The following is a 20,959-nucleotide window of genomic DNA, read 5'->3' as shown; positions in this document are numbered from 1 at the left end:
TCAGCGTCGCGCTTATGGTTTACGAGATGAAGAATATCTTCGTCTCAAAGTCCTAACCTGCATGCTCCCTGAAATCTGATTTACTAAAATCGCTCAAAAGTACCCACTCGATAGGGACTTGAGCCAAATGATATTTTGCTTGTCAATCCAGACGTTTGATGTTATATTTCGAAGCGTTGAAATATCATCATTCTACTGCGGAGGTCACAACCAATGAAAAAAACGATGTCCTGGTGCTTAGGAATCTTTCTGATTCTGTCTGCGGGTCTGGCGGGAGCTCAACCTCGTTTTTCACAGAATGAATTCACCACTGCGGAGAGCCTTGACGCGGGCATGACCCAGGCGGGGATCAATTTTACGCTCGGTGACCACTATAAGAACTACTATCCCGAAGTCCGCTATGGATTGGGCGCGATGATGGAAGTAGGCGTCAAGTTAGGGGTCACCTCAGTGTCGATTGATTCGAGTGAAAGTGTTGGGGCGCTGGTCGGAGCTGATTTTAAGTATCAGCTCATCAAAGAAACCGAAGGCGTGCCCATCGATCTGGCGGTGGATTTTGGGGTGGACACCGTGATCATCCACAGGTCAAACGCGACCGTCACGTCGTTCTCGACCATCATCAGCAAGGGTTTTCCGTTGACCGATCGCGGGTACAAGTTCATTCCCTATGGCGGGCTCGAGATGGCCGTGTTGCGCGGATCGTATGAAGCGATCAATGACAATACCTCAGTGAATGTTTTCGGCGGCATCGAATGGAAGCTGAGCCAAAAGTTCATGCTGCTTCTGGAATTAAAAGCCGGTCCCAGCATGGTAGGCGGCGCGGGGATCAGGTTTGAGTATTAGATCCGTCCGCACCCAATGGGTGTGAGCTGACAACAATTCTGTCCTGAGCAATCATAGGGGACTATTCGCCTCGATTCTTATGACTTATGTCTATTATTCTTTCAGGGAAAATTTCCTTTACACCGCTTGTGGATGTTTTGGAACAGCTTCGCCGGAGAAAAGCCACGGGCACTCTGACCGTGAGCAGCGGTGATGTGAAGAAGTGTATTTTTATCAAGAACGGGCAGATCGTCTTTGCCACGTCCACCAGCAGCGAGGACAGGCTCGGTGAAATTCTCGTTAAAACCGGCAAGCTCACGCCTGAGAACCTGAAGTATGCTACCCAGCTCTACAAAAAAAACGCGGGATTAAAAAAACTGGGGGCGATTCTGGTCGAAAACGGACTCATCGCATCCAAGGACCTGTTTGGCGGCTTAAAGGACCAGGTGAAGGATATTATTTTCAGCCTCATTCTTCTGGCCGAGGGCGATTATCAATTTGCGGACAGCTACCCTGCCGATATTATCCAGCTTCAATTTAATTTTCAGGAATTGATCGCCGAGATTATCCAGCGAATAAAGCAGGAAGCCTGACGCCGGGGGCTTGTCTTTTCCCGGTTGTCCTTTTACCCGGGTACCTTCTTAAGGACGTTTTCTGAATACATTCAGGACGGGAGACCACGGTGAAAGCATTTGTGCACACTTCCTTCCAAAAACAGGCAGAACGGATCGGTGCTCTCTATAATGAAAAAGAGGACGCGCTTCTCCTCGGCATGCTCGGGCAGGAGTATGCGATCCGTCATGACGGTATTACCCTTCATGGTCAGCAGGCGCCCGAAATTCACGCGTCAGTGATCCACGACTACCTCGCTTCATCCGGCACGACGCTGAGCATGAAGCCCTGGCGCACGATCGGGGATCTTGCCGGAAAAGCATCGCCGGATTTCAGGAAAAGGGTCGAACTGCCGATCAGCAACTATGCAGTGGAGATCATTACCCGTGCGAACACCCTTTTGCCCATGGTGGACGCTGAAACGGTGCCGAGTCTTATCGGCAGCGACATGGCGATCACGGTACGCGCTCTGCCTAAGCTGATCCTGCACGTGGAGCTGTCTCAGGAGACCCAGGATTTCCCCGCCGAGGCATGGGTACTGTTTTCAAATAATGCGAATGAGTTTCTTCATATGCCGAGCCTGCACGTTTTGGCGGAAATGTTCAAGGATCGATTGCTGAGTTTGCTCAGAATCTACTGAAATGCGGAGTGCGGAATGCGGAATGCGGAATTAAGCGCAGCAGAGCGTCTTGTCATCGCCCTTGACATCGAGAGCGATACGGAAGCACTGCGTATCGTTTCCGAACTCAAGGATTCGGTCGGTGTGTTCAAGGTCGGTCTTCAGCTCTTTACTGCTTATGGTCCGGACATCGTCCGCCGCATCACCGGCATGGGCGGCCGTGTATTTCTCGACCTGAAATATCACGATATCCCGAACACCGTGGCCAAAGCATCTGCCGAGGCCGTGAAACTCGGTGTGAGCATTTTCAACGTCCACTCCCTGGGCGGGCTCGAGATGATGAAGGCTGCGGCGGAATCGGCGAAGGAAACAGCGGAAAAGCTCAACCTGCCGGTGCCTGCCGTGCTTGCGGTAACTATCCTCACGAGCATGGACGAAAAAAGTATGCGGAAAGAGATTAAGATAACTCGTTCGCTCCAGCGGGAGGTTACCCATCTGGCGCGACTTGCCCAGCGCGCCGGCATGCACGGAGTGGTCGCTTCACCGCAGGAGATCAAGACGCTGCGGAGGGCTGTTCGCGGAGAATTCATCATTCTCACGCCGGGTGTACGTCCGGCATGGGCGGACAAGGACGACCAGAAGCGGGTCATGACGCCGGGAGAAGCGGTCAAGGCTGGTGCAGACTATATCGTGGTAGGGAGACCGGTGCTGAAAGCGATTGATCGAAAGGCCGCGGTGCAGAAAATTCTGGAAGAGATGAATTCGCAGAAGACAGCCGAAAGACGGCGGACGACGGACGACAGATGACCGATCACAGATAAAAGATCTAAATTCGGTCTGCCGGCACTCTTTTTTATACCGTCTTCATAATTTACCGAAGGAGTAACCATGACATCGGAACAGGTATTGGATATTTACAAAAAGACCGGCGCCCTGCTGACCGGGCACTTTCTGTTATCGTCAGGTCTTCACAGCGAACAGTATCTGCAGAGCGCCCTCGTGCTGCAGCAGCCGGAGATCGCGACGAGGCTCTGCGCAGCGCTTGCGGAAAATTTCAGGGATTTAAAGATCGAGGTTGTCATCGCGCCGGCGCTGGGCGGTGTGTTCGTTTCTCATGAAACGGCTCGGGCACTGGGGGTGCGCGCGATATTCGCCGAGCGAGTGAACGGGGAACTTATGCTCCGTCGCGGGTTCACGATCAAACCGGGTGAGCGTGTGCTTGTGGTGGAAGATGTGATAACGACAGGCAAATCGACGAAGGAGACCGTCAACGTCGTGCAGAAAGCGGGCGGGGTTGTCATTGCCGCGGCTGCGCTCATAGATCGTTCCGGCGGCAAAGCGGACATCGGTGTTCCTTACAAATCGCTCGTTACGCTCACGGTACCTGCGTATACGCCGGAGACCTGCCCTCTGTGCAGGGCGGGAAGCAAGCCGGTGAAGCCGGGCAGCAGGGGATTAACGTAGTTTGTCCTTATCCCCGTGCCCCCGTTGGACAGGAATGGTTCATCACATGAAGGACCATGCCCTCTTGACCGGCCGCGCTATACCACGAAATATTGAACAATATATCCAAGCGCCAGCGATGTGATCATGATCCCGAGCATGAGTTTGATGAACTTCTGGGGCATGTATTTCTGGAGCCGCGCGCCGATATACATACCCGCAAACCCGCCTATCCCGAAGAGGAAGCCCAGCACCCAGTCCGGTGATGTCGAGAGCCCTCCTGTTGCGGGCAGTACACTGTAAAAGAAGACCCCGACGATCGAGGTAAGGAACGTGCCGAGCAACGCCGCGCCCGCCACCGTGTAGACCGGCAAATGGAACACGGCCACGCAGAACGGTGCAATGATCGCGCCGCCGCCGATACCGTAGGTCCCACCGATGATACCCACCACAAAAGCAAGCAGAAACATGGCCGGCACGCTGAACCGGAAGGATTCGCCCCAGAACTCGTACTCAATGATCTTCAGATTGAAGGTGATGGTCTTGACCACCGCTTCCGGGGGCAGCCCTGCCTCGGCCCGGGATTTACGTTGTTGCTTCATGAGCGCAGCCCGTTCCGAAAACTTTTTATCCAATTCGCTCAGTTTTGCTTTGCTTGCCTGCGCTCTCCCGGTGAGCTCATACAGAAGCCTGCTCCCGATGTAGAGAAGCACGAGACCGACAAAGAGCTTGAACGTCCGCGGATCCGGGAGGTAGAAGACCCGGAGGTAGTAACCGATGAACACGCCTGGAAGGGTTCCGACGCTCACCACCCAGGTGAGTGGCCACGCCATGCGGCCTTCCTTGAAATACCGGTATACTCCGCTGGGAATCGCTACGATGTTGTATACAAAGTTGGTTGAACTGACTGCAGGACTGGTAAAGCCAAGAACGCTCATTTGAAAGGGGAGGAGAATAAAAGCCCCGGATACGCCCGCCATGGAGGTAAAGGTAGAGACCACAAGCGCTACCAGAGGCGGGAGAAATACCCATGTTTTCACGCCGGACAGGGGAAATAACATGTAAAGGAAGTCCATGGGATGCGAGTATAGCATAAAAATCCGGCGGGAAAAATGAAAATGTCCGCTCCGCCTGTTCTATCCAAAAGAACGTAGTTCTACTCCGCAGTATTATAAGCGTTATAAATTATAATTAGTGTTTGACGTGTCATCTGTTTTTGCTATAATTGAAATTAAGAAGAGATGAAAGGCAGGGAGTATGAGTAAGACATTATTATCAGAAGAAAAGAGCGGATATCCTGATGGGATGCCCGAGGAAATATTAGAGGACCTGGCTGACGAGTTCGCTGAGGACGAAGAGGAAGAAGAACCCTCTCCGGCCGAGGTCGCCGAGGTTGCCGAAGAGGTAGCGGTTGCAGGCGCTGACCTTGTCGACACGTATCTCAAATCCGTGGGCAGATTCCCCATGCTTAAGATCGAAGAGGAGCAGGAATACGTTCGTACGCTTGAGGGAGGCAAGGCTGTGCTTAAAGAGATCGCCTTGAGTTCTCCGCTTGCGATCCCGAGGATCCTGGCGCTGGGCGCGAACATCAAACAGGGGTTCGTGAAGGCACAGGATGTGCTCCGTTTCCCCGGCGAGTGGAAAGACTCATACGAAGTGGAGTTCATGCGCCTCTACAACAGGCTTAAGAGGCAGGTGGCCAGGCGTGACATGGAGCGGGCGACGACCACGCTGAACGAGATGAGCCTTTCCTTCCGCGAGATCGAGAAGATGCTCAAGAAGCTCGCGGTATTGGGCAAGCAGGCAGAGCGCGGCATCACCGTCGAGATCGAGAAACTCGGGCTCGACGAGTCTACCCTCATGGATATGGTCAAACGCATCGATGCCGTGGAGGTAAAGGTAAAAGAGGCCAAAGACGTGCTGGTTCAGGCCAACATGCGGCTTGTGGTCTCGATCGCGAAAAAATACGTGAACCGGGGCCTGACACTTCTCGACCTGATTCAGGAAGGCAATATCGGTCTCATGAAGGCATCGGACCGATATGAGTCGGGAAAGGGAACCAAGTTCAGCACGTATTCCACGTGGTGGATCAGACAGCGGATCACCCGCGCCATTCTGGACCAGGCGCGCACCATTCGACTGCCCGTGCACCTGATTGAGGAAAGCACGCGCATCAGCCGTATCTTTGCCAAGTTTATGCGTGAGAAGGGCAGGGAACCTTCTCCCGAGGAAGTGTCGAAGATTATGGGTCTCTCGGTAGTGCGGGTAAACGAGATCCTGCGGGCGATCCAGGAACCGGTATCCCTGGAAACGCCGATCCTCTCGGAAGAGAAAGAGCTCAAGGACGTGATCATCGACGAGAAAGCCATCTCGCCCTTCAAAACGCTCGAGAACAACGAGGCCTCAAGCCGCATCGAGCAGGTGCTCTCCTCGCTCACCGAGCGGGAGGAAAAGATTATCAGGATGCGGTTTGGCATCGGAGTCAACAGCGAACACACCCTTGAAGAGGTAGGCAAGTTCTTTAATCTCACGCGAGAGAGGATCAGGCAGATCGAGATCAAGGCGCTCAAGAAATTGCGTCATCCTGCGCGGAGCAAGATGTTGCGGGAGTATGTGTGACGAGGACTATTTTCAGGGGAATGAAACAAAGGGCGCGAATACGTATTCGCGCCCTTTGTTTTTTTGGTCTGATTTTTGTTTGATCACGGGATAGCAACGCTCTGGTCCTACCCCGGTTTGTTCAGCGCGAGGAATACTCAGTCGTTGGTGCTCGGGATGAACTCGATGTCGGCGATGATGCGCGCGGCTTCATCCAGGGACGGATGAATGTGCTCGGGATCGCTGACATAGGCTACCATGACTGCCCGTGTTTTGTCCACGAGAAACCAGATGCGCCAATGGGTCGTTTCTTCCTTGACGTCGTACGTATAATCCAGGGCCGCTATCCCCATGTCCCCCCGGTCTTCCACTTTCACTGCTTCACGAGGGAAGGGCACATCACGCTCCTCCAAGGTGTCTTCGAGGAGTACGCGGGCGGCTTCCGCGGGTGATGCTTTTAACTCGTCCCGCTCGATAAACGAGAGTTGCACCATGCCGGGCCAGCCGTCCCTTTCCAGCAGTACAAAACCCATTTCTTCCCGTTCGGTCCACGCATCGGGAAGGAAAATATTTATCCACCGCTCGTATGTTACCTTTTTGCCCATGGCACGCATTGTATAGGACGGTGGCAGGGCAGTCAAATGAGTTTCGCAAATAGGGAGAAAAGAACTGTTTATATGTGCAACAGTCGTTTAAGCATATCCATAACGGCATCGGCTGATAATTCCGGAGGATTCCGGCCGTTCAGCTGGATTTCCGGTTTATCGGGCGGTTCATAGGTCGCCTGGATTCCGGGGACCGTGCCTGTTTTGCCGGCCAGTGCGCGGCCATATATCCCTTTGGGGTCCCGATTCATGCACGTCTCAAGAGGGCAGGTTACATATGCTTCCACGAAGCGGGGAATAAGTGTACGCGCATACTCCCGGTAGACCCGCTTGTTCGCTGTTGCATCGAAGATCACCGGCATGCCGCTCCTGGTGATCAAGCCGCCGATCAGTGCCAATGCCCGATAAAAGGCATCGCGCTCCTTCTGGTCATAGGTTGGAACAGGGGTGAGTATCTTTCTCATTTCGTCCGACTCAAGAACGACGACCGAAACTCCTGTCCGCGCCAGTTTTTTCACCAGCTCCCGGGTTATGGAACTTTTGCCCGAAGCCGGGATGCCGGTAATCCATATGGCGAACCCCTGTTCGGTATTCATGAGAGATACCTGTTCGCATCCCGTGGATCGAACCGATCGGCAGCGAGAACATTCCGGATAAAATTGAATATGGTCCGGCGTGTCCGCACGGGCAGGTGCGGATACCAGACAGGGCTTGCGATCACCAGCCCGCGCCAGGCAAAGAACGGCGCTGCGACCTCGAGCATTTCCTGGTCATTCGTCCTGGAGAGGTAGTTGTCCCAGAAGGACATGAACATTTTTTCAAAAGGTCCGTCAAGCTTTCCCGAGCTCATGAGCGAGGAAAAAAGATAGTTTATGCTCAGGCAGGTGGTGTCATCCGCCGGTTCTCCCCATTCCCCGCGTGAGCGATCGAGGAGCGTGAAGTCCGTGCCATCCCGGAACAGGATGTTATAGGGGTGAAAATCGCCGTGCACCCGGCAGAGGCGGTGCGTGCGATGCTTGATGCGCCAGCGCCATTCGATACAGGCCAGCTCTATCTTTTTAAGGAGCGGTTGGTCGATGAACTCAAAGGAGGGAGGGTAGTTGTCGATCAGGCCCATGATGCACTCGCCGTGGCCCAGGAGATCACGGATCCTTCTGGTATAGAGTCCGGGCGAATCGAGTTTTGCGGAGTGGATCTCGACAAGGTAATCAGAGAGAGCCAGGGTCCTTGCAATATCCCCGTCCGTGACGGCACGTGACTTCCTTATCCGTTCGAGGTCTTTGAAATATCCATTCCCCTGCACAAAGTCCGTCAGCAAAAAAAATTCCTGGGCCTTGCCTGTGGAGAGCATGGCTCCCGACCCCCAAAAAGCCCCGCTGTCGATGGAGCGCACGTGGCGCGGGAGGTTGTTGAATGCCGAGTGCTCCCACAGGATAGCCTGGGCGCGGTCTGAGAAGTGGTCATGGCCGAAGGACGATGGCGTCATGGTCTCGAGCACGGCCTTCTTCCGCTCCCCGGAGACCTCGTAATCCAGAAACAGGGGCGAACCGTATCCAAAGGCCTTGAGGTCATCGACGGATTCCTGTTTTCCCTCGGTGGTCATGGAGAGCACGCGTACGGGTTTACTATACAGGGACTCAAGATACGCAGTGACCGCTTGTAGGGTGATCCGGGGCATGTTATCCTCGAGAAAAGACCATGGGCGCACGGCATGATGGCTGTACATTCATGAGTATCGTTGATTACTATTGTAGCATGATTTTTTCGGCCGCACGGGGCTGGAACGGGACTTTTTTCGCGACACCTGGCTATTAAGATGGATGCTGAATTGGAGAGGGCAGGGTGTTTGCTAACAATCCGCTCCGACACGGCGCAGGCCCGGGACATCGATCGGAAGCGGTTCTCCGGGATCGAATATCTCGTTCCCGAATCGGATGCGATAGGTGCGGCCGGGAACCCTTTTGCTGTAGGTGATGATAAGGCGACCGATGGTCTGCTTCACGTCCTGGGTGGGTATTCCGTTCAGCAAGGCCACGGGGCCGGGGAAGTCTTGAGGCATGAAAAGGTGATAGCCATGCGAGGCGAGCGACATGAGCACATTATTTTCACCATTATCGCGGCCGACTACGATCTTGACCCCCGCATCGATCCGGTAATGGCGGCCCACGGTCAGGAGCCGGATATCGTTGGGATTGATGGCTTTGTTGTCTTCGAACAGGTCGCGCAGTTTAGCCGAGAAGTTCTTGTCGGTGAGCAGGCATCCGCCTGCAGGGGTAGAGTACCCGTTGATGCCGTAGCGTTCGGCAAGCCGAAGCTGGACGGTCCGCGAACGGCCGCTGATGCCGAGAAGCTTCTCCCGGTCTATTGCGCCGTTCAGCTCACCCCGGGTGGGCGGGAGGAGCTTGGCCGATAGGGGTCGGAGGACCATGCCCCGCATATCCGCATCGCGCTCGATCACCGGGAAGGTGTCGCGGCGCTGGGACATGGGCCGCTGCCCAAGGACCTCGCCGGTGACAACGAACGGCGAGTTCAGTTCCTCCATCACGGTCTTTGCTTTCTTGAGCATGAATATCTTGCAGTCGATGCAAGGGTTCACATTTTTGCCATAGCCATGTACGGGCTTGCGGACCATCTCGATATAGTCCTGCCCCATGTCGAAGATCCGGAGTTCGATGCCGATGGCCTTTGAAACCCTGGCCGCATGGGTCTCCTGTTCCCGTCCATAGCTTTTGGAAAAGCAGGAGCTGCAGTAGAGCCCGATGAGGTCGAAGCCCTGCTCCATGACGAGCTTTGCCGCAAGGACGCTGTCGAGTCCCCCTGAAATGAGAGCGACCGCTTTTTTATTCAAACCCGATTACCCCCCGCCTGTAACGACCCCGTATTATAAATCTCCGGACGTGGATTTTGCAATAGAGAAGAACGATCTATCCGCACAAATAAAACAGCGGGTTCGTTCCGGGGTCTGGGGAAGGATCAAACCGGGGTGCACGGGGGAAGGCGTTTTTTGGCCGCTTCGAGATCATTTGCCACAGCGATCGGGAAAGCCTAAAATCTGTACGTCAAAGTCATACCCATCCCGCCATCACTTATTATCGGAGTAAAACTGAGATCGCTTTTTTTGACGTTCCGGTGGGAAGCCACAATTGCTTTTCCCGTGAAATATCCGATCGCCGCGGCGAGAAAGGCATCGGACGGCCAATGGGCATTGTGCGAGACACGGTTGAGAGCTGTGATCGCCGCGATGCCGTAGGCAAGCGGCGGAACAATTATGTTGTCGTATTCGGAAGCAATGACCGCAGCGACCGCGAAGGCTGACGACGCATGACCTGACGGGAGCGAGGAGTTTGAGCTCGTACCGTGAAGGCTGGGGCCGTCAAAGGTGTGGGGAGGGTCGCCGGTATACGGCCGATGCCGGTGTGTCGTGTATTTGATGGTCTGTACAAAAACACCGGTCAGAACAAAACTTTCAACGGAGAGCAAAACGGTCTTGCGCATTTTCCCGTCATCGGCAACATGCCCATACAGATACATCCCGCCGAGGATCACCGGAGTAAATTTCCCGTGGCCGAAATCAGTGATCACGTCGCCGATATTGTTCGTTGTCGTCGTCTTGTGATCCTGTACCCATTTCATAATTTTCGAGTCATTTTCGTACAGGCCGACGGCCGCGCCGGTAACGAGCGTTGCCGTGATCCAATCCGCAGTATCCCAACGGGCAGGGGAGGTGACCATGCTCTTGAAGTCCGTTCCATATCCCTTGAAATAGTCTTTATTGAATTCAACAGGCGCTTCATTCGATGCGGCTTGTTCTTCCCGGACTTTTGGAGTCGTCACCGTCATTGATGACCCGAACTCATCAGCAGAGGCAACACCGGGGAACGTAAACGAAATTATGAGAAAACAGAGGATACTTGTTTTTAAAAAAAAAGACTTGGACATGGTGCGACGCTCCTGTACAGGCATATTTTGAGTCCGCATCATACCATAAATCCCGGCAATACAGTGCATAATCTTGAGAGGGGAAGGGGGAGAATACTAAGGATTAAGGATAAGAATTATCAGGTGAACGAGGGGAATATGGCACGTTCCGACGTATTAACGTTTTGCCGGTTCCGTGCCGTGAAGCCTGTCCGTGAAAGGCATGCATGAAAAAGGGGGCTCTGGAAAGCCCTTTGCAAGGATTATTTGGATCGGTTTCTCAGCAGGTTCTATTTTTCAGGGGAACGGGTTGCACCTTCCTGTCCCGTTCCGCTCCGCATCTGACCCTGACCGCCTCCCCTCCCTGACCCGCCGACACCCATGCCACCTTTGGCGGGATTGCCGTGAGCGCCGCCGATCATGCCGCGCATCTCGCGCATGAACTCGTGCTGGAAGACAACGTACCGCGCCTGCTGTTCGGTCGTGAGAATATTTTTCAGTTGGTTCATCTCGCTCTTGGTCAGTTCATACATGGCAAGATGGTTCTTCTCAAGTTTTTCGAGGTAGGTCTTGATCATCGATTCGTCCGGTTTTGGCGACCTGACGGCAAACCGCAAGATATTTATCGTGCCTGTCTGCTCCAGATGGATTCCCCTGCGCTGCCGATCGATGGCGCTGAGAAGCGAGGACAGCTTTGCGCTGGTATTTGCGTCAAGCTTCAGCGCTTCAGTGAGGCGCCAGATCCTGACGGCATCTATCTTCTTTCTGATCTCTTCCCGTTTCTCCTCTGACAGTGGTCCACTCAGTCCCGGCTTTACGGAATTCTGAACACCCGCGACAGCAGTGTTCTGACCGTCGGGTTGTGTTGATGTGGGCTTCTGCTGGCCAAAAGCGGACATGGCGACCGAGATCAGCAGCGCAGACATGAGACAAATTTTCACTGCATGCATGGTTATCCCTCCTGTCTAACTTGCTCAAGCATTTTGGAAAGCCGTTTAATTTCGCCCGCATTCAAAGCTTCAAGCTCCTCATAAATATCAACATCCCTGCCGTTCCCGAGTACCGGTTCGGCCTCCTGAGCAATAGATGCCAGTTCACTGCCTGCCCAGGAATCGATCGTGCTGAGTTCGTTATTGTCAAGGTCGGCAACACTGACGGACCCGGTGGCCGCTGTTTCATCGGCAAATTCATTTCCCTGCGATTGGGGCATCTCCATCCTGTTCTGCAGGGGCATGACGAAGAACCACGATATGATGAGAACTGTCCCCATCGTTGCTGCTGCCCACGTCCAGCGCGGAAGGGTCATTCGGCTCAAAAGCCAGGAGAGGTCAAAGGTTTTCCTTTTCGTTTGGCTCTTCTGAACAGCCTGGGATACACGGTCAGGCATTGCGGCCCAAAACGCTTCACCGGGATCAGGCACTGTTTCTTCCGCCATCATGCTCAGCAGGGCAAGCTCGGTGCGGCAATCGTCGCAGGACGCGAGATGGCTCACGACCGTAAGCTTCTCCAACGGGTCAAGCACCTGTTCCCGGTATGCGGGAAGTAATTCTTTTATGGTTTCGTCATTGCACATGGTAATTTCCTCTGCCCCTGACTCCTGACTACTGACCCCTGTCTTTTTCTCCCATCATCGCCTTCAACTTTTGTACGCCATGATGATAATTTGCCTTGGCTGTTCCGAGCGAGCATTGCATGATCTTCGCGATCTCCTCGAACTTCCGGCTTTCCTGCACCCTGAGCATGACCGTCATGCGCTGTTTTTCCGGAAGCCCCGCGAGCGCCTGCCGGAGCAGAAGCCTGCTCTCTTTCTGGATCAGCGCATCAAGCGTGCGAGGGTCCCGTCTGATGATCACATCATCGATCGGGACATGTTCGGCCTTTGACCGGTCGCGGTAGACATTCTTGGCAAGGTTGATCGCGATCTGGTAAAGCCATGTCTTGAAACTTGATCGCCGCTCGAAGGAGCCGAGTCCGGTGAAGGCCCTAACCATGGTTTTTTGCAGCAGGTCAGATGCGTCGTCACGGTTGCTGACCATGCGGTAGAGCAGGGAGTAGAGTGGTCTCTGATATTTTATAACCAGCTCATTGAACGCCTCGCGCTCACCCGCTATGGTTCTATTGATCAGGTCAAGGTCTTCATCCATAAGAATAAGCGCGTCGTGCCCTGTTTATAAGACCCCAAATGCGGGAAAAGGTTGAATAGAAAACGTAACTATTCAGCAAAATACGTGACTGCTGAAGTCAAAATATTATCCGCAGATTACGCAGATTTCACAGATTAAATAGAATTTGAATTATGTTTATAAAAATCTGCGCCCATCTGTGAAATCTGCGGATAAAAGGGTTTTTCTCTGGTGTAACACCTTTCAAAGTCAAAAAGACCTACTTCTCGTATGGGTGCAGCTTCCTCTTTCATACATCCAGTTTCGATGGCGCAGGTTCCGCGTCCTTGACATTCCGGTGCAGGCAGACGCGGTTCCTGCCCAACCGTTTCGCATGGTACAAAGCATTGTCCGCCAGGGTCACCAGGTCGGCCTTGTTCTTAGTGTCCTCGGGAAAGCTGCTGACGCCGATGCTCAGGGTAAGCATCAGGTCGTTGCTGCCCACCCGGGCCGCCACGGTCTTTTCAATGAGTTTCCGGACGCGTTCCGCCATCTGCTCCGCTCCCTTGATATTGGTATCGACCATGCCGATGGCGAACTCCTCGCCTCCATAACGCGCTACAAAGTCCGAGCCGCGGCCGGTATCCTCGAGCACTTTTGCCACCGCCTTGAGCGCGATGTCTCCCACGGGATGGCCATACGCGTCATTGACGTTCTTGAACTTATCGATATCCATCAGCAGGATCGAGAAGGGACGAACGTCGCGATCGATGCGGCGGTATTCCTCGGAAAGCTTTTCCATGAACGTCCGGTGGTTCAGCAGCCCGGTGAGGCCGTCGGTCCTGGCCAGGTCCCCGATCCTCTGGTACAGGAGAGAATTATACGCAACCATGGAGATCTGGTTCATGAGCGTGTCGAGCAGGGGGCCGCGGTGATAATCCGTGAACGCGTCGGTCTTGAGGGAGGAGAAAAAGAATACGCCGATGCAGTCGTCCTTGGCGATCAGCAGTCTCCCGTACAAGGACTTGATCGGTTTTTGCAGTTCTTTGAACGGGAAGAGTCCGATGTCCCTGCCCCGGTCGCCGAGGTCCGGAGCATAGTGGCTGATGATGCCGCCTTCCTGCCAGTGTTTCTGCATGGAGGTCGCGAGGGCACTGTCTTCAAAGGGGAAGGCAGTGTTGATCAGTTTGGCGTCATAACCGTGGAGCGCAATGAACAGAAGGTACGGTTTGCCTTCCTCTTCGGTTTTCAGGACGCATGCGCAGAAGTCAAAGGGCACCAGCTGCTGGATCCGGGGGATCACCTTGTCCATGATCTCGCCGAACCTGAGACTGCTGTTCAGGTCGGAGCTGATCTCATGCAGTGTGCGAAAGTGATCGGCACGGGACCTCAGCTTGAGCGACAGCTGGATCTTTTCGATGATCTGGATAAAAAAGGTCTCGAAGTAGCCAAAGATGTCCTGGTCCTCGAGAGAAAAGGCCCCCGGCTCCAGGCTGTCCACTGCAATAACGCCGATCGTGTTCCCGTCATGGACCACGGGGATGGCAAGGAAGGTCTTGATCGGCACGTTCCGAACATCGTGCCGGTAGTAGCCGAGGTTGGCGATGGGCGTGCCCATGCCCGAGATGTCGGATATATACTGACGCTGCTTCTGCTCAGCGCAGACGTCGATGTAGGTCTTGCCCCGCAGTTCCGTGCCCACCGGCAGAATCGCATGGTCGCTTTCCGACTTGATCGCGCGCAGTACAAAGACCTCGCCGCGTTCTTTCAGAAAGAGTGCATAGGAGTGGGCGGGCACGAAATGGGCGATCATGTCGATGAGCCCGTTAAAGGTGGACTCGCGCTCCAGAGCGGCGCTCACCGCGGCTGTCTGCCTGCCCATAAGCGATTCGAGGGTGTTTGTCTCCGCAAGGGGGTCGAGAGCGTCCGCATGGGCGATCAACCGTTCATGGGCGTCCTTGAGTTGTGCAGTCTCCTGACGGGTACGGTGCATGATATGAGCGATGGCAATGGACAGACCGGACAAGGATGCGCCGAAACCCGCATACACGGGCCATCGCTCCGGCTGCCACTGGCCTGAAAGAAAGAGATTGGATGATTCGATCCCGAGGATCAGGCAGATCGTTCCGTACGTCTGGATCAGAGGAGCAAATGCCGCGATCATGACGGCGAAGAGGAAATAAGCGGGCCACAGCGGGGAGTGCGAACCGCCCGTGATCTGCACAAAGAAATTCAGCAGGACAACGGCGAGGACGATGAAGGGGAAGAAATTCAAACGTGCATCGGAAAAAAAGGACTCATAGGAAACGGTCAGGACGAGTACGATATATCCCGTCAGCCAGATTGCCAGGTGCAGGTTTGACGGTTCCGGCACGAGAAAGAATCCCAAGCCGGAAGAGAGGGTGTAGAGGACCAACCCGGCGAGGATGATTTTATTCAAATCTTTCTTCTCCTGTTCATCTCTTCTTCCACATATTTGCGATAGAGGACGTCCCACTCACGGCTGCCTTCGGGGACCTTGCGCGACAGCGACTGGATGGTGCGCCGCGCCGCCTCGTCCGCGTCGTCCTCGAACTTGAGCTCATCGGCTATGGTCCGCTTGATCTCGCGGAGCATGCGCTCCTCGGTCAGGAGCACATCGACGTTCCTGTTCCGGATCAGCATGTCCTGGATCAGGTGGGAGATGTGGTAAATTCTGTCTTCGCTCAAGCGCATGGTGGTTGATTTTCTCCTCTGATGCGGTATGGCCCCTCACCCTAGCCCTCTCCCCGGAGGGGCGAGGGGGACTTGTTACTTCCTCTCCCCCAAGGGGAGAGGATTGAGGTGAGGGGGCGTCACAAAACGATCCCGCGTTCCTTCGCGAGTTTCTGCCTGGTCATATCGAACACCTTGCGGTAATCCATATTTTCCCGGGCGATCTCGTCAGCATGCGCGGCAAGGAGCTTCTCCACGTCCTTGTTCAGGGCTTCTTCCGCCATCATGTCCGCGGTGATCACCTCCGCGATCTTCTCGGCGATCGCTTTTTTGGGCACCTCATACTCCACCAGTCCCTTGCTCTCAAGGTTCGCGGCGATCGCATCGGAGATGTGTTTGATCATTTCTTTGGGAAGACGCATAGGGACTCCTTGCGGGGCATTATAACAGAAAAGGGGGGAAAGTGGAGAGGAAAATGCGGGAGGAAAGTGCAGGATGCAGGGGAAAAGAGGGAGACGATTATCGGATGTCTCTCTCTGTTGTTCTTTCATGAGAAAGAAACAATGGTTATGACTTGTTGCGGAGGATCATCGCACTGATCTCGTTGAGCATAATAAATTATCCTCTCCCCACGGGGGAGAGGATAAAGGTGAGGGGGCGTTTCAGGCGAAACCTTCCTAATCTCAGCCCATTCTCGATAACCGGGAATGGGCTGTTTTATTTCCATCAAACAGCAGCAACCTCCTGCCAAAAATTCTTTTGCAAAAAGATCACCTCTGTGATAAAGTATTTGAAATCTCTGAAAACACGGCAGATTTATTGAAGTAACGGGCGAAGACGTCTTATTTTTCAGCCTTTCATAAGACTCGCCTGTATGTGTTCATCATGCATATGGACGAGCGGAGGGAAAGTAATGTTTATTCCCGGGCACCAGGGTAAGTTCATCGGGATGAAGATCGGAGGATCGATTATGGACCCCATCATGTGTCCGTTCTGCGGAGGGACCAATCTTTTTCAGGAGGACGACCTCGGTCTTGAAATGGACCTTGAATCCTGGACCGTTCACCATTGGGAGTGCCTGGACTGTTCTCAGTCTTTCGATAAGATAGAGATACTTCCCGCGTCGAACAAGTTCGAGGAGATCAATGAGAGCACCATCCACTGAAACGGGGCCTCACCAATCGGCAGAGGCGGCGTTCCCGTCGGACCGGCCTACGATCGCCATGATCGACATGGATGCTCTTGACCACAATTTCAGGGAAGTTGTCCGTCGCTCGGAGGGGCAGCAGGTTTTGGCCGTGGTCAAGGCCAGGGCCTATGGACATGGGGCCGTGGAGGTTTCAAAGCGCCTCCTGAAGCTTGGCGCGGATATGCTTGGCGTTGCCCTGGTCGAAGAGGGCAGGGAACTCCGCGATGCAGGCATTCATGCGCCGATCCTGGTCATGGGCGCGACGTTTCCGGAACAGGCCGAGGCGATGGTGTCGCTGAAACTGACGCCGGTGATCTTCAATCTTTCTGTTGCGCAAGCGCTGTCAGAGGCGGCGCGCAGCCGCAGGACAACGGTCGACATTCATGTAAAGATCGATACGGGTATGGGCAGGATCGGCATTGCCCCCGAGGACGCTCCGGAGTTTATTGCCGCGCTCCAGAAACTTGGTTCCGTTTCGGTACAGGGGCTGATGACCCACTTTGCCGATGCGGATCTGCGGGACAAACAGTTCGCTTCACGCCAGATGGACCGCTTCGAATCGCTTCTGAACGCACTGGAAGCAAAAAAGATCGACGTGCCGATGCGCCACGCGGCAAACAGCGCCGCGGTGCTCGATTTTCATCGAGCGTTCTTCACCATGGTCAGGCCCGGGCTGATGCTGTACGGCTACAACCCCCTTGAGGAGAGAGCGACCGGGGCAGACCTTCGGAAGGTGATGTCGCTGGTGACCCGCATCGCGTTTCTCAAGAAGGTCCCCGCAGGGGTGCCGATCAGTTACGGCCGCACGTTCACGACGAAACGGGAAAGCATCATCGCGACCCTGCCGATCGGATATGCCGATGGGTATTGCCGCGGTCTTTCGAACAAGGGTACGGCGCTGGTCCGCGGCATGCGTGTCCCGGTGGTCGGCAGGGTGTGCATGGACATGTGCATGATCGACGTGACGGACGTCCCTGCTGTACGCGAAGGCGACGACGTCGTGTTGATCGGCAGTCAGGGCAGTGAACGGATCACGGCGGACGATATTGCCGCGATGGTTGGAACGATCGCATACGAGGTGCTCTGTGGAATCAGCAGCCGCGTCCCCCGGATATATCAATAGGGTCCTTGAGTCGGTGGCCCGCAGGACGTCGGGCTTTCTCGCCGAGGTCGGCAGTGTGCTCATCTTCCTCGGCCAGACGCTTCGCTGGACCTTCAGCCGCCCCTTTTATGCGAAGAGCGTGCTGAAACAGATGGAGCAGATAGGGTTCAACTCCATACCGGTGGTGATCACCACGGCGCTCTCGACCGGCATGGTGCTTGCGCTTCAGAGCTATACGGGGTTCAAGCGGTTCGGCGCTGAGACGCTCATCGGCACCGTCGTGTCGCTGTCCATGACCAGGGAACTCGGGCCGGTGCTGACGGGCCTCATGGTGGCAGGCAGGGCGGGGGCCGCGATGGCCGCGGAACTGGGTACGATGCGGGTCACCGAGCAGATCGACGCCCTCTCGACGCTGGCGACGAACCCGATGAAGTACCTCGTGGTGCCCCGGTTCATTGCAAGCACGGTGATGATGTTCTTCCTTACGATCCTCGGAATGATCGTCGGCATCACCGGCGGCTATTTCGTGGGAGTGAAGGTGCTCGGGACAAACCCCGTCACTTATATCAACAACAGCATCGACTTCGCCGAGGTCACGGACATCTGGTATGGCCTGATCAAGGCCCTCGTGTTCGGCGCAGTTGTCGGATTGATCGGCTGTTATAAGGGATTTCATACCGAAGGCGGAGCAGAGGGGGTGGGAAAGGCGACCACCGGCGCTGTCGTGGTCTCGTGTATGCTGATCCTTATCCTTGATTATTTCCTTTCTGCGCTGTTATGGTGACGCCATGGCGATGATCGAGATCATCGACTTGCACAAGAGTTTCGGCAAACTCACCGTGCTTAATGGAGTGAACCTCACCGTCGAAAAGGGCGAGAGTATGACCGTGATCGGCGGCAGCGGCAGCGGCAAGAGCGTGCTGATCAAGCATGTCATCGGGCTGCTGTTCCCGGACAAGGGCAGGGTCGTCGTTGACGGCCAGGTCATGAACGATCTCGATGAGTTCGGCTTGAACGAGCTGAGGAAAAAATTCGGGATGCTGTTCCAGATGGCGGCGCTGTTTGATTCCCTCACGGTCTGGGAGAACGTGGGGTTCTCTCTCAAACAGCATACGAAGCTCTCCGACAAGGAGATCCGGGAGGTCGCGACGCAAAAGCTTGCCCTCGTCGGGTTGAAGGATGTCGAGGACAAGATGCCGTCAGAGCTTTCCGGCGGCATGAAAAAGCGGGTGGGGCTCGCCCGGGCGATCGCCATGGACCCGGCCATCATCCTGTACGATGAGCCCACGACGGGACTGGACCCGATCGCGGCAGACGCCATCAACGACCTGATCGTGGACCTTCGGAAAAAGCTTGGCGTGACGTCCGTGTCCATTACGCACGATATGCACAGCGCCTACAAGATCTCGGACCGGATCGCCATGCTGTACAAAGGCGAGATACTTGAGATCGCCACACCGGACCAGATCAGGAACACCGAGAACCCCATTGTTCGGCAGTTCATTACCGGCAGCGCAGTGGGGCCGATAACGGCGGAATGATTCCAATGCGGAGTGCGGAGTGCGGAATAATTCAAGTGTGGAATGCGGAGTGCGGAATGCGGAATAATAATCATAATAAAAAATTTGTTTGTCTTTGCCTTTTAAACTCCGCATTCCGCACTCGCCACTCCGCACTAGCACGCTCCGCACTAATAAAGGGGCTTCCATGAACAAACTGAGCGCAGAGGCAAAGGTGGGTTTGCTGGTCATTGTTGGATCGATACTTCTTCTGTATATGACCTTTGCGGTAGGCAAATACCAGTTCGGCGAAAAAGAAGGGTATACCCTGCAGGCGGCATTTGACTCCGTGGCAGGACTCGATACCAAGTCATCGGTACGAATGGCCGGGGTGAAAATCGGATTGGTCGAAAAAGTGGAACTCGAGGACAATCGTGCCAAGGTGACGGTACGGATCCAGCCGGAGGTGAAGATACCGCGGGGGACAGAGGCCATGATCAAGACCATGGGCCTTCTCGGCGAGAAGTATGTGGAATTCGTGCCCATCAAGAACGGCAAGCCCGGACAGGCCTCGCCTGACAGCACCTCCGATTATCAGGATGGCGAGCGGGTACAGGCAACGGTATCGCCGAGCGACGTGGACAAGCTCATTAACCAGCTTTCGTCTATTTCCGATGACATTAAACAGGTGACGGCGTCGCTCAGCCAGGTCTTCGGGACCGAGCGTGGCGCCCGGTCCATGGAAGATATGCTGAATGACCTGCGTCAGACCACGGCGAATATCAAGGATTTTTCCACTACGCTCCAGAGCGACGGCAGTGAAATGGTGATGAGGCTGAACGAACTGGTCGCCAGCCTCAACGGCGTCGTAGGCGAGAACCGCGACAACATCAAGGTGACGATGGAGAACATCAAAGAAGCGTCGAAGAGCGCCGAACTGGCGCTGGCTTCCCTTGACAACGCCGCGCGGAAGATCGATCGCGGAGAGGGTACGATCGGCAAGCTGGTCAATGAGGAGGGCATGTACAACAACATCGACAGCGCGGCCAAGGGGATCAGCGATTATACCTCACGGATCGAGCGGATGAAGACGATTGTTGCGTTCCGGAGCGAATATATGTTCCCCGACGCCAAGAGCTATGTTACGCTGGAGATCAAACCCAGGATGGACCAATACTATATCCTCGAAATAACGTCCGATCCCTTCTCGAACTATAACCGGACGACGACCACCACCACGCCCGGCAGTACGATCGTGACGGAGACCTATGAAGACAAGTTCAAGTTCAGCCTTGAGTTCGCCAAACGCTGGGGCAACCTCGCGCTCCGTCTCGGTCTGATCGAGTCCACGGGCGGTGTCGGAGCGGATTATTTCGCGTTCAACGACCGGATCAAATTCAGCATTGATTCCTGGAACTTCAGCAGCAGGGAGCCCGGGAATGAGAAGGCCCACGTGAAGGCAACGGCCGGCGTCGGACTCGGCAAGACGGTCTTCGTGAACGCCGGCTATGATAACGCTCTCAACTCCAGGCGAGCGTCGGCATTCGTCGGGCTGGGACTGCGCTTTGACGATGAAGACCTGAAATATCTCATGGGAAGCGTGCCTATACCGAAGTGACGGAATTCGCAACGTGCAGAGCGCGAAGAGCAGAGCAGAGCAGAGAGACTCTACCCTTTGCGCCATGCTCTATGCCCCATGCGTCGTATCCTATACGCCATGCGCTCCGCGTATTCCCGTCTTTTCTTGACATTTGCC

Annotated in this window: 21 protein-coding genes and 1 pseudogene; 11 read left to right on the top strand and 11 right to left on the bottom strand. The window is 54.8% G+C overall.

The genetic code is table 11. From position 1 onward, the window contains the following. The first annotated feature begins 213 nt into the window (after positions 1 to 213). The 5 genes from M0R70_04115 to pyrE all read left to right on the top strand — a co-directional run bounded on the left by M0R70_04115 (position 214) and on the right by pyrE (position 3,517). Positions 214 to 843 (top strand): hypothetical protein, encoded by a 630-nt coding sequence (locus M0R70_04115; protein ID MCK9418550.1) that lies wholly within the window; start codon positions 214 to 216, stop codon positions 841 to 843. Positions 844 to 929: 86 nt separating this feature from the next. After that, positions 930 to 1,415 (top strand): DUF4388 domain-containing protein, encoded by a 486-nt coding sequence (locus M0R70_04110; protein ID MCK9418549.1) that lies wholly within the window; start codon positions 930 to 932, stop codon positions 1,413 to 1,415. Between the two features lie 89 nt (positions 1,416 to 1,504). Then, positions 1,505 to 2,074: a DUF3786 domain-containing protein gene (locus M0R70_04105; protein ID MCK9418548.1), complete on the top strand. Its 570-nt coding sequence runs from the start codon at positions 1,505 to 1,507 to the stop codon at positions 2,072 to 2,074. Between the two features lie 15 nt (positions 2,075 to 2,089). Further along, a complete protein-coding gene (gene pyrF / locus M0R70_04100; protein ID MCK9418547.1) occupies positions 2,090 to 2,860 on the top strand; it encodes an orotidine-5'-phosphate decarboxylase in 771 nt (256 codons plus the stop codon). Positions 2,861 to 2,941: 81 nt separating this feature from the next. Further along, positions 2,942 to 3,517, top strand: a complete 576-nt coding sequence (gene pyrE / locus M0R70_04095; GenBank protein MCK9418546.1) for an orotate phosphoribosyltransferase — start codon at positions 2,942 to 2,944, stop codon at positions 3,515 to 3,517. A gap of 77 nt (positions 3,518 to 3,594) precedes the next feature. On the opposite strand, the gene M0R70_04090 is transcribed toward pyrE, so the two are convergent. Then, a complete protein-coding gene (locus M0R70_04090) occupies positions 3,595 to 4,557 on the bottom strand; it encodes a sulfite exporter TauE/SafE family protein (GenBank protein ID MCK9418545.1) in 963 nt (320 codons plus the stop codon). Between the two features lie 196 nt (positions 4,558 to 4,753). On the opposite strand from M0R70_04090, the gene M0R70_04085 reads away from it, so the two are divergent. Next, positions 4,754 to 6,115 carry a sigma-70 family RNA polymerase sigma factor gene (locus M0R70_04085; GenBank protein MCK9418544.1) on the top strand — a complete coding sequence of 454 codons (1,362 nt, stop codon included), beginning with the start codon at positions 4,754 to 4,756 and terminating at the stop codon, positions 6,113 to 6,115. A gap of 137 nt (positions 6,116 to 6,252) precedes the next feature. Here M0R70_04085 and M0R70_04080 read toward each other — a convergent pair whose 3' ends face one another. The 10 genes and pseudogenes from M0R70_04080 to M0R70_04035 form a co-directional block, all read right to left on the bottom strand. Continuing rightward, positions 6,253 to 6,699, bottom strand: a complete 447-nt coding sequence (locus M0R70_04080; GenBank protein ID MCK9418543.1) for a hypothetical protein — start codon at positions 6,697 to 6,699, stop codon at positions 6,253 to 6,255. Between the two features lie 68 nt (positions 6,700 to 6,767). Further along, the gene (locus M0R70_04075) at positions 6,768 to 7,295 is read right to left on the bottom strand and encodes an adenylyl-sulfate kinase (protein ID MCK9418542.1); all 528 of its coding nucleotides are present in this window, start codon (positions 7,293 to 7,295) and stop codon (positions 6,768 to 6,770) included. Beyond that, positions 7,292 to 8,377, bottom strand: a complete 1,086-nt coding sequence (locus M0R70_04070) for an aminoglycoside phosphotransferase family protein (protein ID MCK9418541.1) — start codon at positions 8,375 to 8,377, stop codon at positions 7,292 to 7,294. Before M0R70_04070 ends, M0R70_04075 begins: the two co-directional genes overlap by 4 nt. 171 nt (positions 8,378 to 8,548) lie before the next feature. Next, complete coding sequence (locus M0R70_04065; protein ID MCK9418540.1) at positions 8,549 to 9,547, bottom strand: hypothetical protein; 999 nt, start codon at positions 9,545 to 9,547, stop codon at positions 8,549 to 8,551. A 197-nt stretch (positions 9,548 to 9,744) separates the two neighbouring features. Beyond that, entirely contained in the window at positions 9,745 to 10,638 is an 894-nt protein-coding gene (locus M0R70_04060) for a phosphatase PAP2 family protein (protein MCK9418539.1), read from the bottom strand. A 269-nt stretch (positions 10,639 to 10,907) separates the two neighbouring features. After that, complete coding sequence (locus tag M0R70_04055) at positions 10,908 to 11,567, bottom strand: hypothetical protein (GenBank protein MCK9418538.1); 660 nt, start codon at positions 11,565 to 11,567, stop codon at positions 10,908 to 10,910. 2 nt (positions 11,568 to 11,569) lie between these two features. Next, a complete protein-coding gene (locus M0R70_04050; GenBank protein MCK9418537.1) occupies positions 11,570 to 12,190 on the bottom strand; it encodes a zf-HC2 domain-containing protein in 621 nt (206 codons plus the stop codon). A gap of 28 nt (positions 12,191 to 12,218) precedes the next feature. After that, positions 12,219 to 12,761, bottom strand: coding sequence for a sigma-70 family RNA polymerase sigma factor (locus tag M0R70_04045; protein ID MCK9418536.1), 543 nt, complete (start codon positions 12,759 to 12,761; stop codon positions 12,219 to 12,221). Between the two features lie 268 nt (positions 12,762 to 13,029). Further along, entirely contained in the window at positions 13,030 to 15,159 is a 2,130-nt protein-coding gene (locus M0R70_04040) for a sensor domain-containing diguanylate cyclase (protein ID MCK9418535.1), read from the bottom strand. Continuing rightward, positions 15,156 to 15,817, bottom strand: a pseudogene (locus M0R70_04035) (DUF507 family protein). The gene M0R70_04040 and the pseudogene M0R70_04035 overlap by 4 nt, the downstream one beginning before the upstream one ends. 509 nt (positions 15,818 to 16,326) lie before the next feature. Between M0R70_04035 and M0R70_04030 the strand changes: the two are divergent. From M0R70_04030 to M0R70_04010, 5 genes are all read left to right on the top strand, one after another. Next, the gene (locus tag M0R70_04030) at positions 16,327 to 16,578 is read left to right on the top strand and encodes a hypothetical protein (protein ID MCK9418534.1); all 252 of its coding nucleotides are present in this window, start codon (positions 16,327 to 16,329) and stop codon (positions 16,576 to 16,578) included. Continuing rightward, the gene (alr, locus tag M0R70_04025; GenBank protein MCK9418533.1) at positions 16,559 to 17,725 is read left to right on the top strand and encodes an alanine racemase; all 1,167 of its coding nucleotides are present in this window, start codon (positions 16,559 to 16,561) and stop codon (positions 17,723 to 17,725) included. Before M0R70_04030 ends, alr begins: the two co-directional genes overlap by 20 nt. Continuing rightward, positions 17,688 to 18,488, top strand: a complete 801-nt coding sequence (locus M0R70_04020; GenBank protein MCK9418532.1) for an ABC transporter permease — start codon at positions 17,688 to 17,690, stop codon at positions 18,486 to 18,488. Before alr ends, M0R70_04020 begins: the two co-directional genes overlap by 38 nt. Before the next feature lie 10 nt (positions 18,489 to 18,498). After that, a complete protein-coding gene (locus M0R70_04015) occupies positions 18,499 to 19,245 on the top strand; it encodes an ABC transporter ATP-binding protein (GenBank protein ID MCK9418531.1) in 747 nt (248 codons plus the stop codon). Between the two features lie 166 nt (positions 19,246 to 19,411). Then, positions 19,412 to 20,821, top strand: coding sequence for an MlaD family protein (locus M0R70_04010; protein ID MCK9418530.1), 1,410 nt, complete (start codon positions 19,412 to 19,414; stop codon positions 20,819 to 20,821). Positions 20,822 to 20,959 lie beyond the last annotated feature (138 nt).

It is taken from the genome of Nitrospirota bacterium, from assembly GCA_023229435.1.
In the GTDB taxonomy this organism is placed as follows: domain Bacteria; phylum Nitrospirota; class UBA9217; order UBA9217; family UBA9217; genus JALNZF01.
Note: the sequence above shows the minus strand (reverse complement) of the source record. Positions and strands in the feature narration are given on the sequence as shown.

Coding starts and splice junctions, on each gene's coding strand:
- M0R70_04115 (MCK9418550.1), top strand. CDS start 214: ATGAAAAAAACGATGTCCTGGTGCTTAGGAATCTTTCTGATTCTGTCT.
- M0R70_04110 (MCK9418549.1), top strand. CDS start 930: ATGTCTATTATTCTTTCAGGGAAAATTTCCTTTACACCGCTTGTGGAT.
- pyrF (MCK9418547.1), top strand. CDS start 2,090: ATGCGGAATGCGGAATTAAGCGCAGCAGAGCGTCTTGTCATCGCCCTT.
- pyrE (MCK9418546.1), top strand. CDS start 2,942: ATGACATCGGAACAGGTATTGGATATTTACAAAAAGACCGGCGCCCTG.
- M0R70_04090 (MCK9418545.1), bottom strand. CDS start 4,557: ATGTTATTTCCCCTGTCCGGCGTGAAAACATGGGTATTTCTCCCGCCT.
- M0R70_04085 (MCK9418544.1), top strand. CDS start 4,754: ATGAGTAAGACATTATTATCAGAAGAAAAGAGCGGATATCCTGATGGG.
- M0R70_04080 (MCK9418543.1), bottom strand. CDS start 6,699: ATGGGCAAAAAGGTAACATACGAGCGGTGGATAAATATTTTCCTTCCC.
- M0R70_04075 (MCK9418542.1), bottom strand. CDS start 7,295: ATGAATACCGAACAGGGGTTCGCCATATGGATTACCGGCATCCCGGCT.
- M0R70_04070 (MCK9418541.1), bottom strand. CDS start 8,377: ATGCCCCGGATCACCCTACAAGCGGTCACTGCGTATCTTGAGTCCCTG.
- M0R70_04060 (MCK9418539.1), bottom strand. CDS start 10,638: ATGTCCAAGTCTTTTTTTTTAAAAACAAGTATCCTCTGTTTTCTCATA.
- M0R70_04055 (MCK9418538.1), bottom strand. CDS start 11,567: ATGCATGCAGTGAAAATTTGTCTCATGTCTGCGCTGCTGATCTCGGTC.
- M0R70_04050 (MCK9418537.1), bottom strand. CDS start 12,190: ATGTGCAATGACGAAACCATAAAAGAATTACTTCCCGCATACCGGGAA.
- M0R70_04045 (MCK9418536.1), bottom strand. CDS start 12,761: ATGGATGAAGACCTTGACCTGATCAATAGAACCATAGCGGGTGAGCGC.
- M0R70_04030 (MCK9418534.1), top strand. CDS start 16,327: ATGTTTATTCCCGGGCACCAGGGTAAGTTCATCGGGATGAAGATCGGA.
- alr (MCK9418533.1), top strand. CDS start 16,559: ATGAGAGCACCATCCACTGAAACGGGGCCTCACCAATCGGCAGAGGCG.
- M0R70_04015 (MCK9418531.1), top strand. CDS start 18,499: ATGATCGAGATCATCGACTTGCACAAGAGTTTCGGCAAACTCACCGTG.
- M0R70_04010 (MCK9418530.1), top strand. CDS start 19,412: ATGAACAAACTGAGCGCAGAGGCAAAGGTGGGTTTGCTGGTCATTGTT.